We start from the raw sequence: 16759 nt of genomic DNA on the forward strand, positions 1-16759 counted from the left end.
GCCAGTAATCGAACATTGACTAAATTTTGATATTATTGCTCTTTAAGCTCTTTGAAATAATCAATGGTCTGCTTCAAACCTTCTTTCAATCCTATATTTGGTTCCCATCCAAGAACTTCCTTTGCTCTGCTGATGTCCGGCCTCCTGACTTTTGGATCATCAATGGGAAGATTTTCGAAGGTAATATTGGAATCGCTTTCTATTAGCTTAATAACTTCTTCTGCAAACTCTAACACTGGCATCTCAGCCGGGTTTCCAATGTTCATAGGCTCTGTAAAGTCTGACATCATCAATCTGTATATTCCGTCGATGAGGTCAGACACATAGCAGAAAGAGCGTGTTTGAGTTCCATCGCCATATACCGTTATATCTTCACCCCTAAGGGCCTGATTTATAAAATTAGGAACAACTCTTCCATCATTTGCACGCATACGTGGTCCATAGGTATTGAATATACGCACAATTCTTGTATCAATTCCATGATATCTGTGATATGCCATAGTTATCGCTTCAGCATAGCGTTTTGCTTCATCATATACTCCTCTTGGTCCAATTGGGTTCACATTTCCCCAATATGTTTCAGGTTGAGGGTTCACTAATGGGTCACCGTAGACTTCGGATGTGGATGCAATTAACAACTTTGCTTTTTTCTCTTTTGCAAGTCCAAGCATATTATAAGTTCCCAATGCTCCTACTTTAAGAGTCTGTATGGGCAATTCAAGGTAATCTACAGGGGAAGCTGGACTTGCTAGATGGAATATGTAATCTATATTGTCTCCAAAATATATCGGCTTAGTTATGTCGTGTTTTAAATATGTGAATCTATCTGAGGATATATGATCGATATTTCTTGTATTTCCTGTAACAAGATTATCTATACAAATTACCTCATGTCCCTTTTCAAGCAAAAGGTCACACAAATGTGATCCTAAAAATCCTGCACCACCGGTAACTATTGATTTCATTTGTATCACGCTTTAAAACTCTATTGAAGAAGAGTCTCCTATATTTAATGAGTTATGTTTACCAACAACATTTGCATCATCACCTACGATAGATGATTGCAGGTTCACTTTTGATACATGTGTGCGTGAACCAATAACACTGTCTGATATGATTGAGCTCTCAACGATGGTTCCCTCAGCAATGGATGCATATGGGCCAACTACCGAGTTGATAATTTTCACATTTTTCCCGATTGCTACAGGATGTATTATTACAGAATCAACACTTTCATGATTCGGGCTGATGTTCTCTTTCTCATTGAGAAGTACCTGATTTGTTTCAAGGAGTGAGATTGCATGGCCACAGTCATACCAACTGGAAACCTCGAATGTTTTTAGCCTGCTGCCCCGTTGTATCATTTCCTGAAGTGCATCAGTCAATTGGAATTCTCCTCTTGATCTTGTATTGTTCTTGATCATTTGTTCAAGAACTTCAAATAGGGTCGGTGTATCTTTTATAAAGTATACTCCTGCAATTCCCAGGTTCGATGCTGGTTTTTCCGGTTTTTCTTCAAGTTTTTTGATGCAAGGCGAAGCGTTCTCTAGTTCAACGATCCCATATTTTCTTGGCTCATCTACTTCTCTTACGCCAATAGAACCTGCACATTTTTCATTTTCAGTGTGCATTTCATAGAAATCGCGATATCCAGATTTAAATATCATATCTCCAAGAGCTATCATTATATCTGAACCTTCTGCATATTCTCGTGTTATGTATACAGAATGCCCAAGACCAAGTCTACTGGCCTGTTCTACATATCGGATATTAAATATATTGTGATAATGCTCATCTACATATGCTATCAATTGTTCTTTATGGTACCCGACAACAAGGATGATCTCTTCCGGTTCAAGATCGATAATTCTATCAAGGATGTGTCCTATAATAGGTTTCCCTGCAATGTAAACCATTGGTTTTGGTTTGGTGTGCGTGTGTGGGAATAGGCGTGTTCCGGTTCCAGCAGCGGGGATTATTACCTTCATTATTCTCTCCCGTAATCATCATCAAACCTTATAATATCATCCTCTTCCACATAATCGCCAAGTTGTACTTCAATGATCTCAAGAGGTACTTTCCCAGGGTTTGACAATCTGTGTTTCATGCCTGCCCTGATAAATGTACTTTCTCCCTGCCTTAAAAAGTAATGTTCTTCATCAGCCTGGACACATGCCATTCCCTTTACGACCACCCAGTGTTCACTCCTGTGATGATGTAATTGCAAGCTAAGTTTCTTTTGAGGCAGAACAACTATATTCTTGATCTTATGTCCATCTGAATTCTCAAGTATGGTGTATGAACCCCAAGGTCTGTACACAGTCTGGTGTAGTTCTGCACGTTCGTCGTTGGTATCTTTAAGAGCAGAAACAACATCCTTTACTTTTTGACTACTAGTCTTTGGACATATCAACAATGCATCTGGAGTATCCACAACTATCATATTAGTAACATCAATAAGCGATACTACCTTATCCTGCTTTGAGTAGATCAAGTTACCTGGTGAATCGATAAGTACATCATCACAGTTGTATACTAAATTACTATTGGCATCTTTCTCGAACTCTTCGTATATTGAATTGAAATTGCCCAGGTCACTCCATCTTTCCTGGAGTTTAACAACTGCGATACGGTCTGATCTTTCCATGATCCCATAGTCAATAGATATGGAGTATATCTTCTCATATATTTCCTTTATATCTTCAGAATTCGTGAATTCAGCAGCTATATCAGGTTCATATTTTTCAAGTTCCTCAAAAAAAACATCTGTGTCGAAGAGGAACATTCCGCTATTCCATAAGCATCCTTCTTCAATGTATTTTCTTGCAGTGGTTGCATCTGGTTTTTCTCTGAATTCTGATACCTTGTATCCAATTCCAATTTGTTCAGATGGTTTGATGTATCCATATCCTGTGTGGGGTGAAGTGGGTTCAATGCCAAAGGTCAGAAGATACTCTGAAGCTAATGATTCGGACTCCTTGATAGTCAACATTGCATTTTTATCAAGTATGTGGTCAGATGAGAATATACCAACAACAGCTTTACCAAAGAGCATTTTGATCTCATGCATCCCATAAGTGATTGCAGGAAGGGTGTTCTTGCCAACTGGTTCTAAAAGAATATTCTCTTTTGGAATATCATATCCAAGTTCCTCTATTTGTCCGCTAACAAAGAATTTTTGTGATTCATTTGTCACTACAAATATTTCGGATATTCCGGATATCTCCAGACATCTTATTACTGTATCCTGAAAAAGCGAGGTTTCATTTAACTTCAAGAATTGTTTTGGATATTTTTCCCGGCTTAAAGGCCAAAGACGTGTACCTGAACCACCAGCAAGTATAATTGATTTTATAAAATTCCTCCAATTACATACATTATTATGGGTTTCATGTTTTTTGTCAATAAATGGACATCCAAATATATAAGAGAATGGTATTTTTTTAGAGGACCGCCTGTCGGCAGGATGCATTTTAGTATTTAGTGCTCATTATCTCAATTCTTAAGTACTATTAACTTAATCATATCCCAGAAACCCTATTATTTCTAATTTAAACTTAAACCCATTATGTGATCACATGGCATACCAGATCGTAGAAAAAAAAGAGATTGCACCATCGGTGCACATGATGAAGATCCAGGCACCGGATGTTGCTAAAGCTGCAAAGGCCGGCCAGTTCATTATATTACGTATTGACGAAACCAGCGAAAGAGTTCCTCTGACTATTGCTGATTTTGATGCAGTTGAAGGTACTATAACCATTATCTTCCAGGAGATGGGCAAGACCACAAAGCAGCTTGCAAAGATGTCACCATCAGATGCGCTTCAGGACTTTGTAGGTCCTCTGGGAACACCTGCAGATGTCAGGGAACTGGGTACCGTTATCCTTGTAGGTGGCGGAGTAGGTATTGCTCCTGTATATCCACAGGTCAGGGCATATCGCGAGGCAGGTAACAAGGTAATATCAGTTATCGGTGCAAGGAACGAAAGTCTTCTCATTCTTGAAGATGAGATGGAAGAAGCTTCAGATGAACTCCATGTTGCAACAGATGATGGTTCCAAAGGTCACCACGGTTTTGTCACAGATGTCGTAAAAGGCATCCTTGACAGTGGCGAGAAAGTCGCAAGGGTAGTCGTTATAGGTCCTCCTATTCTGATGAAGGTTGCAGCAGGTATGCTGGAGCCTTATGGAGTAGAGACCCTTGTAAGTCTGAACCCTATCATGGTCGATGGTACCGGTATGTGTGGGGGATGCAGAGTATCCATAGGCGGAGAGACCAAATTTGCATGTGTTGATGGTCCTGAGTTCGATGCTCACAAAGTGGACTTCAATCTCCTGATGAGTCGTCTGGCCCTGTACAGGGACGAAGAATCAAAATGTCTTGATGCTCACAACCACAAGTGTACCTGCAGAGGTGAGAACTGATGGTTGACAGACAGGCAATGCCATTGCAGGACCCTGAAGTAAGAGCAAAGAACTTCAATGAGGTCGCACTTGGTTACACTGATGAGATGGCACTCGCTGAAGCTTCAAGGTGCCTTGAGTGTAAGAACCCGAAATGTGTTGAAGGATGTCCGGTAAACATCGATATCCCTGGTTTTATATCCTGCATAAAGGAAGAGGACTTTGACGGAGCTATCGATACCATCAAACTAACAAATATGCTCCCTGCAGTTTGTGGAAGGGTATGCCCGCAGGAAGTACAGTGTGAACTTCATTGTATCCTGGCAAAGAAGGGTGAACCTGTTGCCATTGGAAGACTTGAGCGCTTCTGTGCTGATTATGAAAGGAAGAAGGGTGTAACACCACCAACGCGCTCAGAGTCCACAGGCAAGACAGTGGCTGTCATAGGTGCCGGACCAGCAGGTCTCACAGCAGCAGCAGACCTTGCAAAGGCAGGTCATTCAGTTACTATATTCGAATCACTCCATGACACCGGAGGTGTCCTGACCTACGGAATTCCTGAGTTCAGGCTTCCAAAGGCAATAGTAAAGGAAGAGGTCGAGTACATCAAACAGCTTGGTGTTGATGTGAAAGTGGATTATGTCATTGGTAAGATAAAGACCCTTGATGAGCTAAGGACCGAGTTCGATGCTGTCTTCCTTGGAACTGGCGCAGGATTGCCTAAGTTCATGGGTATCGAAGGTGAGAACTTAAACGGAGTTTACTCCGCAAATGAGTTCCTTACAAGGGTCAACCTCATGAAGGCTTATCAGTTCCCTGACTACGGTACTCCTATCAAGAGAGGTAAGAAGGTCGTTGTAGTTGGTGGCGGTAACGTTGCAATGGATGCCGCACGTAGTGCACTCCGTCTTGGTGCCGATGAGGTAAGCGTTGTCTATCGTCGTGGTGAAGAGGAACTTCCTGCAAGGAAGGAAGAGGTTGAGAATGCAAAGGAAGAAGGTATTGTTTTCAGGCTTCTGACCAATCCTACAAAGATCCTTGAAGGGGAGAATATGTCCGTCAACGGTGTCGAATGCATCAGGATGGAACTTGGTGAGCCAGATGAGTCCGGACGCAGAAGTCCTGTTGCTGTTGAAGGTTCAGAACATGTCGTCGATGCTGATATTGTCATCATTGCTATAGGTACTTCACCAAACCCTATGATCTTTTCAGGATCAGAAGGATTGGAGACGAACAAAAGGGGAACTATCGTAGTCGATGATTCCGGTAAGACCTCAATTGATAACGTCTACTCAGGTGGCGATGCTGTTACAGGTGCTGCAACAGTTATCAGTGCTATGGGTGCAGGTAAGGTCGCTGCACAGGCAATAAATGAATATCTTTCAAACTGACCATATCCGGCTTTGTCCGGGTATTCTTTCTTTTTTCCGGACATCTTTTTAAGCTGGTGTAAGTTACATGGTATCAATGAAAAAAGGTAGCTCTTTTTCTGGCAGGTCTGAAAGGTCCGGTAGCTCAGGTTCACATCTGAAGAGTGCTAGTCTTCCTTCCTCCATTCAAAAAGGACATTTGGGTAGGATGTCCGGGAAGGGTACAGCTCAAAAGAAACAGGTACAAAGGTATGCCAGCAATGAGAAGGACTACATCTTCTGGTGTATGGATTGCAATGTCCCACTTCTTGAAAATGGCTGCAATACCTGTGGAAAAGAAGGCAAAAGGATCGATCTTTCACAGCCTGCTGATGTAAGGTTCTGTTCTCCATATGAAAGGAGTGTTCTCCATGAACTTCTGATGGCTGCCTTTGAATGTGATCCGTTAGGAGACCGTATAATTCTTCTGAACAAGATCCCGGGTGACGATAAGACCGATGAGATATTGGTCGATGGTCTCTTTTTCGGGATATTTCGTTTTGATATTCAGAAGATGGACTATGTTTTTGAGCCCTCTGTACAGGGTGCGAATATCCTTCTTGAGAACACAACCTGTAAAACCGTAGTTCTGAAAAAGAATTCCAAACACCTCAATGGTAAAAAAGTAAAATATGACCTTGTTGAGTCTGTTTCTCCTGACGTCCGTGAAAACGATGTCGTTCTTGTAAGGTCCGGCAATCTCACGGGCTTTGGAATATCTTATTGTGATGCAAAAGATGCATCTTCCACAGATGGTCCTGTACTAAGGGTCAGGAAGATCGACTCGCAGCATGTTCCATTGAGCTCGAAGGTCCCTGTGATGGATGAGGTGATAGCTGCGAATGTGTCCTATATACGCGCCATTGGCAAGAATGCCATCAATACCATAAAAGGGATCGCGAATCAGAAAGAGTACAAAAAGCTCCCTGTGAATGTGTCATTCAGTGGGGGTAAGGATAGTCTTGTTGTACTTGATCTTACTCTGAGTGCGCTTAAGAACAGGGAGGTCAGAGCTTTCTTCCTCAATACTGGGATAGAATTCCCGGAAACAACTGATTTCGTCAGCAAATATTGCAGTGACAATGGTGTCGAACTCATCGAGAAACGGGCAGTTTCGGATTTCTGGGACAATGTGGATACATTTGGTCCCCCTGCAAAGGATTTCCGCTGGTGTTGCAAGATATGCAAACTGGCACCGGCAAATACTGCAATAGAGGAATGTCTTGAAAAAGCTCCTACTTGCATAACAGTCGATGGAAAAAGGCGATATGAATCTTTTTCAAGAGCGAATATATCAACAAGCGAGAAGAACCCATTTGTGCCAGGTCAGCTCAATATTTTTCCTATAAAGGACTGGAAAGCAATAGAGGTCTGGCTGTATATCTACTGGAGAAAACTCGAATATAATCCTCTCTATGATCTTGGATTCGAGAGGGTAGGTTGTTATCTGTGCCCTGCAGCTCTCTCTGCAGAGTATAAGAGACTCCAGGTCCTTCACCCGGAATTACATGACCGGTGGGAATCCTTCCTTGTCCAATGGGCAAAAAAGAACGGGCTCTCAGAGCAGTTCATAGAACATGGTCTCTGGAGATGGAAAGAACTTCCTCCTAAGATGCTGAAGCTATGTGAGGAGATAGGAATTCCTACTTCTGCAACAGCTAGTGGATCTCCATTTAACGTTAACATCACATCAGGTATCTCTCCGTGCAAAGCGGGAGGATACAGCATTGAGGCTTCGATACATGGTCTCTCTATGAAAAGGACCATGGGTGTCATGAATATCATTGGAAGTATGGTCTTCTCAGAGGAATTGGGTCTGCTCATGATAAAAGCAGAACCTTCAACTGTCAAGATATTCTCATCAGGAAGTCTTGTGGTAAATTCAGAAAGTAAGGATGCTGCAGATAAGTTATTCAGGGAAGTATCACGCCAGTTGCTAAAAGCACACAGGTGCACAGGGTGTGGTATATGCATCAAAGCCTGTCCGGTGAATGCTATCGAGCTAAAAGATGGTTGTATCAATGTGAACGACAGATGTATACGTTGCGGAAAATGTAATGATGCATGTGTGGTCCTGAGGTACGAAGGTAAGTTATCATGACCTTTATGCCGCTTTCACAGTAATTATTAATAGCTTAATATATTATATAAAAACAAAAGAAGGTTTGAAGGATACAAATGGCTACAACAGGAAAGGACGGGATATCCCGTATTATCAATGCAAAATGGGAAATAGCCTCCTTTGCTGCAATGTCACTTCTTTTTATATTGTTCATCTACATACTATTCCCGCTTGCAGACGGTATCGTCCTGGGTCTGGTATTTGCATATATTGCACGTCCGATATTCAATAAACTGAATCGTTTCAGGCGTATTGGTGCACTTGTAGCTACGATGTGTATCGTGGTTCCTGTTATTTTCATAATAGGTTCGGGAATGGTGGAAATATTCCGCCAGATAGTATGGATCATTGAGAATCAGGCATTAGTTCTCAATTCAGCTCTTGATCTTTTAAGATCAATAGATGTTCCTGCAAGATACAGTGAAGATGTACAGCAGATGATATGGAATATATCCACCTCTTTCTTCCCATTGCTGAGCAGGATAGGTTTGATCTCATACGCCCGTAATTTCATGATGTTCGGCATAAACCTGCTTTTAGCGACATTTCTCTGCTATTTCCTGCTGGCAGATGGTGGTCGTCTTTATAAGGCAGTTATGAAGGTAGTACCTGAGGGCCATAGGTGTGTGTTCACACGTTTCCTGTTAAACCTTGATGTGATCTTGCAGGGTGTCTTTGTAGGTAATGCTTCAGCTGCGCTCATAGTAAGTGTTCTTTCTCTGGTCGTATTCTATGCATTTGGTTTCAGCCATGTACTTGCGCTGGCAGCTCTCATATTCGTGGCATCTGTCATACCTATGTTCGCAGGTTATATGGTACTGCTTGCAATGTCATTATATCGTTATCTCGATCAGGGTCTGGAAAGTGCGGCTGTGTTCTTTGTGGTGTCATCTATAGTTATCTATGCTCCACCTGAGCTTGTCCTGCGTCCTTATCTTGCCAGTATTAAGTCTCAGATACACCCTTTCCTTATTCTTCTGGCATTCCTTGGTGGTGCTTTTGTAGGTGGTGTTGCAGGTTTCTTCCTGGCTCCTATGGTACTGGGTGCTATCGTTTCGGCATACAGGGTCTATACAGATGATAATGGGACTTTATGTACTCATGTGGATAAATCATTCTGTGATAAAGAAGAATGAGAATGGTATCAGCCTGTTCTTTGTTTGTTCTCTCTTCCAGATGTGCTTGTCTGAGTTGAAAAAGGTTAATAAGGATTGATCTAATTAAGATAGCAGGATCTAACAGGTGAATTTATGCAATTATTACTTATCCATTCTGATTATATTGAATATGAAGTTAAAAAGAGTACTCCGGTAGCCGAAAAAATAGAGGATTCCTTCAAGCAGGGTAGGCTCGAAGAGGCTCTTACTGCATTCATTGCAGTTGAAAAGGTCGATGAGGCAAATGTCGAAGGCGCTATTTCCAAAGCTGTCGATGAGATAAAGAGCGTGGCTACTCAGGTAAAAGCTGAGAACATCATGGTATATCCGTATGCTCACCTGAGCTCAGACCTCTCTTCTCCTAAAGCAGGCGTTGCTGTCCTGAAAGGTGTGGAAGCGGCACTTTCCGGCGAGTTCACTGTTAAGAGAGCACCATTTGGCTGGTATAAGGCATTCAAGATCAGCTGTAAAGGACACCCGCTTTCAGAACTGTCCCGTTCTATTGTACCAGATGAAGCATCCGTGGAGAATACACCGGTATGTGGCGAGGTAGTCAAGGAAGAGGTTGTTTCTGAGGCTCTCAAAGCTGAGGATACTGCAAAGTCATATTGGCATGTTCTGACCCCTGATGGAGTTCTGCATGATGCAACAACCTTTGATTTCACCGGGCATGATAACCTTGGGAAGTTCGTAGATTATGAGATATCCAAGAAGAGGGCTGTTGAGAAGGCACCACCACATGTGGAGCTCATGCGCAGGTTGGAGCTCGCGGACTATGAGCCAGGATCGGATTCCGGTAACATGCGTTACTATCCAAAAGGCCGTCTGATGAAATCACTTCTGGAGAACTATGTGCTTGAGGAAACTTCAAAGATGGATGCAATGGAGGTTGAGACGCCTCTTATGTATGATATGAACCATCCCACTCTTAAGAAGTACCTTGACAGGTTCCCTGCACGTCAGTATTCCATTGAGTCTGACAAGAGGCAGATGTTCCTCAGGTTCGCTGCATGTTTCGGTCAGTTCCTCATGAACCATGACATGACCATTTCCTACAAGAACCTGCCACTGAAGATGGTCGAGATGACAAGGTACAGTTTCAGGAAGGAGCAGCGTGGAGAACTTGTTGGTCTCAGGCGCCTGAGAGCTTTCACAATGCCTGATATGCACAGTCTTTGTGCCGATATGCAGCAGGCAATAGACCAGTTCGATCAGCAGTACAACATGTGTATCTCTGTCCTTGACAAAGTAGGTATCAAGGTGGATGACTTCGAGGTTGCTATCAGGTTCACCAGGGATTTCTACAATGAGAATAAGGATTTCATTACAAACCTTGCAAAGACCGTGAACAAACCTGTTCTTATTGAGATGTGGGATACCCGTTTCTTCTATTTCGTACTTAAATTCGAGTTCAACTTTGTCGATGCTCTTGCAAAGGCAAGTGCTCTCTCAACTGTGCAGATCGATGTTGAGAATGCAGAAAGGTATGATATCAATTATATCGATTCCAGTGGAAATGCGAACAGACCGGTCATCCTTCACTGCTCACCAAGTGGTGCGATAGAACGCTGTATCTATGGTCTCCTTGAGAAAGAAGCGATGAAGGCTGAAGAGGGTGGAGTTCCAATGCTTCCTCTCTGGCTCTCACCAACGCAGGTAAGGGTAATTCCAATAGCTGAAGCACACATGGATTATGCAATAAAGGTGGCTGATCAGCTCAATTGCCGTGTGGATATCGACGACAGGGAAGACACGGTCGGTAAGAAGATCCGTGAGGCTGGTCGTGAGTGGATTCCATATGTCGTGGTTGTAGGTGACAGTGAGGTAGAGAAAGGCACTATCAATGTGACCATCCGTGCAGAATCAGAACCTAAGAAACCTGTAAAGGTAGAGATGACCCCTGAGGAACTGAACGCAAGGATAGCATCCGAGACTGAAGGTATGCCATATAAGGGACTCTGTCTTGCAAAGATGATATCACAGAGGCCAAAATTCTTATAAGGTTATCCTGCACATCTTATATCATGCAGGATGAAATGTCACATGCAGAGGATATATCCTCTGCAACGATACTTGTTAAGGGTAAGGTTCAGGGTGTATATTTCCGCAGGTTCACTGTGGAACGTGCCCAAAAACTGAACCTTGCAGGTTTTGCACAGAACCTGCCTGATGGCAGGGTCAGGGTATTTGCAGAGGGGAAGGCTACATCTATCCAGAAACTCATTGATTTTTTGCATATAGGTCCTGCTCTGGCAGATGTTGAGAATGTCAGTGTCGAGTGGGCTGAACCCACCTCGGAATATTCAGATTTCTCGATAAAACGTTGATCTCGATGATCACTGATACTATTGTTCCCTTTTTTCTTTTCTTCCAAAAACTTATATTCCTATTATACATATGAACTTTCATGCAGGAAAATGAAACAAGCTCAAATACCTTGTCAGCCGCGACTATATTGGTAAAGGTCAGGAATCTTCGGGGAAGTTTTCATGAGTATGCATCTGAGAATGCCCGACAACGTTCATTGACTGGCTTTTCTCAGGAGTTGTCTGATGATCTGTACAAGATCTTCGTTGAAGGGGAGAAGTCTGATATTAGTGCATTGATCGGCTATCTTGAGGTAAACAAGGCTTTTGATAAGGTCGATGCTTTTGTGGTCGAGGATGTCATAGTTTCCTGGTCTTCGTATTCTGGTAAGTACTCTGATTTCAGCATTAATGAATAGGCCACGACAAACTGTAATTGGCCTTTTTTCACTGCTCTTTTGAATAAACTATTATTTGCCTCTTCCGATCAACTTTAATAGTCTTATAACTGATTTCTAACAATGGAAAACGTTATTATTGTGAGATATGGCGAACTTGCCTTGAAGAGTACAGGTGTTCGCAACTGGTATGAGAGAACCCTCGTTAAAAATATATCTGCGATGCTGGACCATCGTGGTATACCTTATTCCCGTATAAACAGGGAATGGGGCAGGATCTTTATCGAGACAGATGACCAGAGGGCTGCAAAGGCTGCAGCAGATGTGTTTGGCGTTGTTTCTACTTCTTTCGCACAGGTAGCGGATGCTACTATCGAATCAGCAGGTGCTTTATGTGCAAAGCTTGCTGAGGGGTATGTTACTGAAGGTCAGTCATTTGCAATAAGGGCCAGACGTACAGGAAATCATACTTTTTCCTCACGTGATGTTGGTATGAAATGTGGTGATGCAGTATGGAAGATGCTTGAATCCAATGGAATTACTCCTTCTGTGGACCTCAGCTCCCCTGACAGGGAGATATTTGTGGAAATGCGGCAGAACAAAGCATATGTTTTTACAGAGGCGGTAGACGGTGTAGGTGGTCTGCCACTGGGCACCCAGGGAAAGATGATATCCCTTGTATCAGGTGGTATAGACTCGCCTGTTGCTACATGGTTGATGATGAAAAGGGGAGTTGAAGTAGTGCTTGTTTACTGCAATAATTCTCCTTATAGTGATGACCGTGCCCACAAGCGCACTATGGATTGTGTAAAGGCACTTCAGGATTGGTGTCCTGGTCATCCATTGAAAATATATGAGATCCCGCATGGTCCTAACCTTGAACAGTTCATTGGTAAATGTTCCAAGAACAAGACATGTCTTCTGTGTAAGAGAACGATGTACAGGATAGCTCTTGAGATCATGGAAAAAGAAGGAGCTTCAGGTGTGATCACTGGTTCTTCACTTGGTCAGGTAGCTTCCCAGACAACATCTAATATGTATGCAGAACTATACGGTCTTTCGGTCCCTCTTTATCATCCGTTGATAGGTCTTGACAAGAACGAGATCATCGATATAGCGAGAAATATAGGAACTTATGATATCTCTATCCGTCAGACTGGTGGGTGTGAAGCTGTACCGATCCATCCGGAAGTAAAAGCTGCCTGTGATTCTATGCTTGTAGAGGAAAAGAAGATCGATATTGATGAGCTGGTAAAGATGTCAGTGGAGAATGCACAGACATCTTATCCGGGTATATGATATATTCCTGATATTCTCAGTTGTGCACATCAGTTGCACATTTATTTATTTTAATGTTTATATTTTTAATATATAGTTCTTTATTCTATGTATGTGGTAGATGTTGATTTCATAATGTGTTGATGATGTATCGGTTTTTCAACAGTTATGCAAAACTCTTATATATAATTACTAACAATGCACATTTAGGCGCACAAACTCACAGCAAAGTGAATTTTTAGCACAAATTTCATCCTTTATCTCTCGTCCATTCCCTCAATTATTCCCGTGCGCCTAAACCCTTTTTAATATTTAATGTATTTTTCTAATATTATGACATCTTTTGTTGCCGATAGTAACTCTTATATAAAAATCCTGCATATAATATTCTTGAATTTATAATAATCCTTTTTGATAATAGTTGGTTTCTATGAGCGAGCTTCCATGGGAGAATAAAAAAATAGCAGAGATTATGTCATCAGCTGGCGATGAAGCTAAGATATCAGATAGCGATGCCTCTGATGCAAAAAACGGTACAACTCCTCAGATCCCTGATATACTGGCAAATGCATTTGCAGATGTGCCAATGGAAGAGGCAAATATCGAGGTTTCAGAATCTACTCCGGATGTTCCTGAAGTAAAAATGCCTGAATTCAATGCACCGGTATTTGGTGATCTGCCTGATCTTTCAACGATAGGCGAGTTAAAAGAAGAAAAGGTCCAGAATGACGTACCTTCTCCTTCCCCGGCAGATATCCCTCCTTTTATGATGGATATAGCATCATCTGAGCCACTGGCTTCTGCTGAGGTAGATGAGCAGGATACAAAACCTCTTTTTGGTCTGTATTCTCCGGAAGCGGGTGGGATCCCACCTATTGATAGTAAGGTTCCTCAAACGGCCAGAACGTCTCCTCCGCCACTATTCGAACCGTTCCTTCCTTCAGATAAAAGTTCGGAAGGATCATTGAACGCAGAAGTACCTTCCTCTATTCCTGATGAAAGTAATCAGCTGCCTACTGGATCCGTATCACCTGATAATTTACTGTCTGGAACATTTCCTCCTTCTGTGGATGGACCTGTAGATATTGCTTTGGACCCATTTGCTTCTGCTGCTGCTCCTGTTGCTAACCCTTTTAGTGGACCTGCTGGTGTTGCTTCAGACCCATTTGCTTCTCCTGCTCCACCTGTTGCTGATCCTTTTAGTGGACCAGGTGGTGCTGCTTCAGACCCATTTGCTTCTGCTGCTCCCCCTGTTGCTAACCCTTTTAGTGAACCAGGTGGTAGTCCTGTGGACCCTTTTGCTGCATCGGCTCCTGGTGTCGGTCCATTCGGTGAGCCTGCTGGTGGTAACCCCTTCGCTGACCAGCTTCCTGAAGCAGGCATAGCATCCACTGGATCAAGCTCTGATGCCAGAAGCCCGAAGCTCAATATTGATATTGGCGGTCTAAAAAAGAATATAGAAGGAATATCTGTTGTTGCACGTGGTTTTTTGAGGAACCTTACAAAAGGTAAAAGTCTTATAGAACGTATGGAGGATATGGGCAATGTCCCCGGTTCCGCTCTTTCTGATAAAGGGGATAATGTAGTCACAACTGTATCCGAATCTTCCTTTGAAACTGAACCAGTATCTCCTTTCGATACACCTTCTGTTGATCCATTTTCTCCTTCACAGGATGACGTTGGAGAGTTTGGTTTACCATCTGTTCCAGAGATGTCAGATGCACCTTTAGAAACTGGAAATCCTGATGATATCAGGAAGGTGACACCTATAGAGAATCCAATATTAAATTTAGAAGATCAGTCTTTCATTGATGAGCTCAGTAATATTTCCGATGACGATGGACTCTCTGATGAGCCATCGACTTCTTTGTCACTTGATCCTGATCTGGTGGAGTTCGTTCCGGTCGGTCAAGGGGCTGGCAATAATACATTTGATGCAGATTCGGATGACCTTACAGAAATGCCTGGAATGGTTGCAGATAAAATTGAAGGGCAAGATATCTCTCCGTCTACAGCAGAGGGCATTAATGTCTCTGCTGAAATATCATCTGAGCTAAAGGCCATGAAAAAGAGATCAGATGAAAAATTCAACAGGTTAGAGGATAATATCATTGACTTCAAGGATGATCTTGGTAATATTGACTCTAAATTTATTTCAATAAAGGATGATGTGGAAAAGTTCTCTTCGAAGATCTCTGAACTGGATGAATCATTATCTCTGGTTGTCAGGTCCCATGAAGAGGCGATTGCCAGCGATGAAGTAAAATTCAGTGGGTTTGAAGATAAGATCGGCTCTGTGGATGTTAAGATCGGTCTTTTCGAATCCGATATAGCTTCCCTTCGTTCTGACAACGTAACTATCAGGTCTGATCTGTCGCGCATAGAGGATGGTGTTTCAGAACTTGTGGATTCATATACTGCTCTACTTATACAACTGCATGAATCCCTGCAGGAGAATGAATCTAATTTTTCCCGTATTGATGCAATTTCGGTAAAACTTGATGAGATCGGAACAAGGATATCTTCTATGGAAAAGACGCAGGAAGGTACGAAGTCAACATCTATTGAGCTTTCCCGGTCCATTTCTTCAATGGTCGATAATCTTGGGAATACTTCTTCTGCCTTCTCTGAATTCAAACAGGATTCTGAGAAGAAGAATGCAGAAATGCTCAAGAAGATAGATTCTGTAACGGAGTATGTTGAAAGTGAACTGACAAAACTGGGTGCTAAAAGTTACAAAGGATTTGGTCAGAACGTGCACCTTTCTAACATAGTCAAGAACTCGGGTAACATGAAGCTCTGTATGGAATGGTTGGAGTTCCTCATGGGTCTTGTAGGTCGCAACAACCTTCCAGATATACTTTCATATTATGAGGAGCTTGGCTGGATAACCGAGAAGGTACGGATGGAGCTACTTCACTATGCAGATGGTATTGATTTCTATATGGAGAAGCCTGACTGGAAGCTCACTCCAGATGACCACGTGAAATCCATATGGTTCATTGAGAGCCTTGCAGGTATGAAAGTTGACAAGAACCGACTCTCTGTTATAGAAAGGGATATTGAAAAGGTCAAGAAAGGTACCGAGATATACGGCATTTGATCGCAGTTTAATCAAGTTCGAATAAATAAATGTTTGAGGCCGGTTGGCCAGCAAACATCTTGCTATTTATTAAAAATATAATTGTATGTTCTAGAACATTGCTTCCAATTTGTCAGCATATTCTGCAATTACTGGTAATCTGTACATTTCACCTTTAAATGCCATGTACATCAGGTATAACCAGAGTACAAATGCTACTAATCCTATTAGCATTGATATCAGTGAAAATATCATTCCAAGATATGGTATGCTGCTAAGGAATCCAAGGATAATGTTCAAAACGAACAGCCCACCATACAATGCAGTGGACTGTGCTGCATGGAAACGCACAAATTTGTTCTCTTTCTCAATGACCAATAAAATTATGCCGGTAATAAGGCCTAATACATAGGCTATTAATCCAGCTATGTTCTCATCGACCCCTATTTTTGTTTCGCTCATTTAAAAACTCTCCATATAAATGTCTATATTCTAAAATATCCAGTTATATCTGTGACATTAATTCATAATGATATTTGCCACATACTGAGTATAATTATTTACAACCGTCTGTCCATCTAGATGGTATATAAATGTGTCT

The 16759-nt window shown here is 42.2% G+C and carries 13 protein-coding genes; 9 read left to right on the forward strand and 4 right to left on the reverse strand.

Translation table 11 applies throughout. The features are described from left to right. Positions 1–32: 32 nt before the first annotated feature. Genes BM008_RS13510 through BM008_RS13520 form a run of 3 tightly spaced genes read right to left on the reverse strand, consistent with a single transcriptional unit; the run spans position 33 to position 3355 of the window. Complete coding sequence (locus BM008_RS13510; RefSeq protein ID WP_177188086.1) at positions 33–965, reverse strand: UDP-glucuronic acid decarboxylase family protein; 933 nt, start codon at positions 963–965, stop codon at positions 33–35. Positions 966–977: 12 nt separating this feature from the next. After that, entirely contained in the window at positions 978–1988 is a 1011-nt protein-coding gene (locus BM008_RS13515) for a sugar phosphate nucleotidyltransferase (RefSeq protein ID WP_091937926.1), read from the reverse strand. After that, entirely contained in the window at positions 1988–3355 is a 1368-nt protein-coding gene (locus BM008_RS13520) for a mannose-1-phosphate guanylyltransferase/mannose-6-phosphate isomerase (protein WP_245748060.1), read from the reverse strand. Before BM008_RS13520 ends, BM008_RS13515 begins: the two co-directional genes overlap by 1 nt. A gap of 223 nt (positions 3356–3578) precedes the next feature. Here BM008_RS13520 and BM008_RS13525 point away from each other — a divergent pair, with 223 nt between their 5' ends. The 9 genes from BM008_RS13525 to BM008_RS13570 all read left to right on the forward strand — a co-directional run bounded on the left by BM008_RS13525 (position 3579) and on the right by BM008_RS13570 (position 16179). After that, entirely contained in the window at positions 3579–4427 is an 849-nt protein-coding gene (locus BM008_RS13525; protein ID WP_091937931.1) for a sulfide/dihydroorotate dehydrogenase-like FAD/NAD-binding protein, read from the forward strand. Beyond that, on the forward strand, positions 4427–5797 hold the full coding sequence (gene gltA / locus BM008_RS13530; protein WP_091937933.1) for an NADPH-dependent glutamate synthase: 1371 nt from the start codon (positions 4427–4429) through the stop codon (positions 5795–5797). Before BM008_RS13525 ends, gltA begins: the two co-directional genes overlap by 1 nt. A 67-nt stretch (positions 5798–5864) precedes the next feature. Continuing rightward, entirely contained in the window at positions 5865–7916 is a 2052-nt protein-coding gene (locus tag BM008_RS13535; protein ID WP_245748055.1) for a phosphoadenosine phosphosulfate reductase domain-containing protein, read from the forward strand. Positions 7917–7993: 77 nt separating this feature from the next. After that, positions 7994–9073, forward strand: coding sequence for an AI-2E family transporter (locus BM008_RS13540; protein ID WP_091937935.1), 1080 nt, complete (start codon positions 7994–7996; stop codon positions 9071–9073). Positions 9074–9187: 114 nt separating this feature from the next. Then, on the forward strand, positions 9188–11095 hold the full coding sequence (locus tag BM008_RS13545) for a threonine--tRNA ligase (RefSeq protein ID WP_091937936.1): 1908 nt from the start codon (positions 9188–9190) through the stop codon (positions 11093–11095). A 23-nt stretch (positions 11096–11118) separates the two neighbouring features. Then, a complete protein-coding gene (locus tag BM008_RS13550; RefSeq protein ID WP_245748056.1) occupies positions 11119–11421 on the forward strand; it encodes an acylphosphatase in 303 nt (100 codons plus the stop codon). Between the two features lie 80 nt (positions 11422–11501). Then, complete coding sequence (locus BM008_RS13555; RefSeq protein WP_091937939.1) at positions 11502–11819, forward strand: acylphosphatase; 318 nt, start codon at positions 11502–11504, stop codon at positions 11817–11819. 102 nt (positions 11820–11921) lie between these two features. After that, entirely contained in the window at positions 11922–13097 is a 1176-nt protein-coding gene (thiI, locus tag BM008_RS13560) for a tRNA uracil 4-sulfurtransferase ThiI (RefSeq protein WP_091937941.1), read from the forward strand. A gap of 409 nt (positions 13098–13506) precedes the next feature. After that, complete coding sequence (locus tag BM008_RS13570; RefSeq protein WP_143072361.1) at positions 13507–16179, forward strand: FlaD/FlaE family flagellar protein; 2673 nt, start codon at positions 13507–13509, stop codon at positions 16177–16179. Positions 16180–16269: 90 nt separating this feature from the next. Here BM008_RS13570 and BM008_RS13575 read toward each other — a convergent pair whose 3' ends face one another. Next, positions 16270–16620, reverse strand: coding sequence for a DUF4870 domain-containing protein (locus BM008_RS13575; RefSeq protein WP_091937944.1), 351 nt, complete (start codon positions 16618–16620; stop codon positions 16270–16272). Between the last annotated feature and the right edge of the window lie 139 nt (positions 16621–16759).

Origin of the sequence: Methanolobus profundi (assembly GCF_900114835.1) — an archaeon.
Classification (GTDB): domain Archaea; phylum Halobacteriota; class Methanosarcinia; order Methanosarcinales; family Methanosarcinaceae; genus Methanolobus; species Methanolobus profundi.